Source organism: Trinickia dinghuensis, assembly GCF_003367175.1.
Classification (GTDB): Bacteria; Pseudomonadota; Gammaproteobacteria; order Burkholderiales; family Burkholderiaceae; genus Trinickia; species Trinickia dinghuensis.
The window spans coordinates 1-3,184 of the sequence record NZ_QRGA01000040.1; the positions used below are offsets into that span (position 1 = coordinate 1).

The 3,184-nt window shown below is 60.8% G+C and carries 3 protein-coding genes; all 3 read right to left on the reverse strand.

Annotated features, from left to right (window positions below):
* Nucleotides 1-103 precede the first annotated feature (103 nt).
* The 3 genes from DWV00_RS33475 to DWV00_RS33485 are packed head-to-tail and all read right to left on the reverse strand — an operon-like array spanning nucleotide 104 to nucleotide 3,032.
* A complete protein-coding gene (locus DWV00_RS33475) occupies nucleotides 104-1,102 on the reverse strand; it encodes a tyrosine-type recombinase/integrase (RefSeq protein WP_115537899.1) in 999 nt (332 codons plus the stop codon).
* Entirely contained in the window at nucleotides 1,099-2,052 is a 954-nt protein-coding gene (locus DWV00_RS33480) for a tyrosine-type recombinase/integrase (protein WP_115537900.1), read from the reverse strand. The genes DWV00_RS33475 and DWV00_RS33480 overlap by 4 nt, the downstream gene beginning before the upstream one ends.
* The gene (locus DWV00_RS33485; RefSeq protein ID WP_115537901.1) at nucleotides 2,049-3,032 is read right to left on the reverse strand and encodes a site-specific integrase; all 984 of its coding nucleotides are present in this window, start codon (nucleotides 3,030-3,032) and stop codon (nucleotides 2,049-2,051) included. The genes DWV00_RS33480 and DWV00_RS33485 overlap by 4 nt, the downstream gene beginning before the upstream one ends.
* Nucleotides 3,033-3,184 lie beyond the last annotated feature (152 nt).

Consider the following 3,184-nt stretch of genomic DNA (forward strand, 5'->3'; position numbering starts at 1 on the left):
CTTATGATAGGAATTTGCGCTTTTAGGCACAGTTCCCGGTTATGCCCAGCTCGTCGACCGGGTTTCGCCAGCTTTGGATCGCCGGCGACGAGACTATTGATAATCAAAGCTGTTGAAGGAAGGCAAGCACGCTATCGGAAGGCTTGAACCGGAACGAGGCGGCTTCCGCTGGCGCCAGTTTCTCGAGTGCCCGCTCCTTGGTCGCCAGATCGGCATCGATGTAGACGTGGGTGGTTTCGATGCTCTCGTGCCCAAGCCAGAGTGCGATGAGGCTGATGTCGACGCCCGATTGCAAGAGATGCATGGCCGTTGAATGGCGCACGACATGCGGCGAAATCCGTTTGCTGATCAGACTCGTGCATTGCACGCTGGCCTGATTGACGGCTTGCTGGAGGATGTAATCAACGCCGTTGCGCGACAGTTGCCGGCCGCGACAACTGGGAAACGCGATCGGCGTGCGAGTGCTCTCCAGTTCATGGAACCACGTCTTCAATACCTGAGACGTGTTTGACCACAACGGGATGCTTCGTTCCTTGCGCCCCTTGCCCATAAGACTGATCAGCGTGCTGCCGCCGAACTGGACCTGTTCCTGTCGGAGCGCGATGATTTCGGAAACGCGCGCTCCGGTGTTGTACATCGTCAGCAGCAGCGCGTAGTCGCGACGACCGCGCCATAGAGATCGGTCGGGTGCTGCAAGCAAAGCATCGATTTCGGCACGGGTGAGCGCCTGCACCAGTAGTCGATCTGTCCGCTTCAACGGAATCGCAAGTACGCGGGTAGCCAAGTCCACCGACTCCGGATCGCACAGCGCGACCCATCGAAAGAAGCTGTGGATCGCTGCCAGCCTGGCGTTACGAGATCGCACTGAATTGCGCCGCTCAACTTCCAGGTAGTCAAGAAATGACAGGATCACGGGCGCATCCAACGCGGCCAGGCGCAGTGACGAAGGCTCAATGTGCGTTTTGTTCCAGACGAACTGGAGCAAGAGACGAAGCGTGTCTCGATAGCTCGATACCGTTCTCGGGCTGACATGCTTATGGGCGAGCAGATGTTCGACGAAGAAGCCCTGCAGCAACGGGCCGATCATGGTGGTGGTCTTCATGACTTCTCTCCCAGACTTGCATACTGCCGGAACGTCGCCGCCGCAGTAGTCAGCAGTGCCGGTGTCGCGGTCAGGTACCAATACGTTTCCACAGGGCTGACATGCCCGAGATAGACGGACAGATTCGGTATCCATTGCTGCACTGGTGCACCTTCCAGGCACCATTGCGTCAAGCGCTCGACGGCGAAGGTATGGCGTAGGCTGTGCAGCGTCGGCGACCTGGTGCCCGAAGACGGCACCATTCCGAGCCGGTAAGCCGTGCGCGTGAACCAGTTCGCGAAGAATCCGTAGCTGATCGCCGTTCCGATCTCGGACATGAAGAACAGATCCGATAGCCCGGCGTAGCCGAGCTTCTGGCGCAGCAGCACATAGGCCTTCAACTTCTCGGAGGTCGTCGGGTGCAAGGGCACGATTCTCGACTTCCGAAACTTGGTCTCGAGGATCGTAATCCTCGGCGGATCGGCGTCAAGCAGCACGTCGTCGACCGTCAATCGGATGGCCTCGCCCGCCCGGATACCGGTGCTGGCCAGCAGGCCAATCATCGATACATATACGTGCGGTCGCAATCTGCGACGTGGCCGCATTGCCGCGGCGGCGTCCAGTAGGCGGGCGAGTTCCTCCTGCGTGAAGATGTAGGGCCTGCGCCGTCGCGGTCGCGCAAGCAATCCGCTTCCGGGAATCTGCGTTTCCGGAACGCTCGCACGCAGGAAGTACAAGAACCGCCGGGCCGTAGAAAGGCGACTTGCCTGCCCGGCCGGACTGCGGACGGATGATGGCCCGCACGCCCAGTCAACCGCAAGCTGCGCGTCGATCGGCCACCTCTCGGCGACGATCGCATATTCAACGAAGCTTCTCAGCACTGCCTTTCTGGCCGCATCGTTGAAGCCGAGCGCCTCCCGAACGGCAAGATAGGCATCAAGGTGGTCGCGTAACTCTGGATGCCCGTTCATGACCGTACTCCCGGCCACGGCAAGGCCACGTGCGCGAGCGTCGCGAGATCAAGCTTCGCATAGATCGCCGTCGTCGCCAGCGAGGCATGTCCCAGCACGTCGGCGACTTCCTTGAAAGTTGCGCCTCGGCATACCATCTGCGTGGCCGCCGTGTGACGCAGCGCATGTGCCGCGGCCGGGATACCCGTCACGTCAGCTCGGGTCATAGCTTGGCGGACCGTTCTCGAGACGACTGACGAGTCGAGAATCGGCCCGTACGGTTCCCTCGTACTCAGGAAGACTGCTCTGCAAGCACTGGCGGGGCGCTCGTGTTGAAGATAGGCGCACAATGCTTCGCCGACCTCGCAAGGCAACGGCAGTCGCCGTTCGCGGTGAGACTTTCCAGGACGAATGCGCACGCAGCCCTCGACCCAGTCGATATCGTCGAGCATCAGATGTGTGAGCTCGCAGGCCCGTACGCCCATTCTCGCCAGGACCAGCAACATCGCCCGATTGCGCAACTCGTGGGCGCTGCCGTCGAGCGCTGCTCCGAGCACGCGCTCGGTCTCCTCTGCGGTGAGACGCACCGGCAGAGAGGCGTACTTCCACTGGGGCATCGAGGGTATCGCAGCTTCGAGCTCGCGGCCCGCCATGCCGCAGAACACCAGATACCGAAGCCACGCTCGCAGTGCAGTGCCTGGCTTCTTGCGCGAGTGTCCGTGAAGGCGTGCAGCCTCTTGGCGAACAAAGGTGGTGAGCCATTCCGCGCGGGGCGTCCACCGATCATGGGATGTCGCCGGGCAGAATTGCGCCAGGAATCGGCGGACAAAGAAACGATATTGGCGGCGGGACGAGGCTGCAAGCCCCACGACCTGCGAGAGATGGCGATCGAAATCGCCGACCCAGCTGTTCAGTTCCTCGGGCAGTTCTGCCTGCGCCAAACGATTGCCGTTACCTCGTGATTGAGTTGCGGACGAAGTCGGAGACGGTGTGTTGTTCATGAGCTTCTCCCGTCGGCCGGAATGGCCGATCGGGAAAGCCTGCTCCTATTATGCAAAGACGTTTCAGGAGTCAACTGCCTCCGACTGGCACTCCACGGTCACCACAGAACTCATCCCGTCTCGATCTAGGCATAACCGGGAACTGTGCCTAA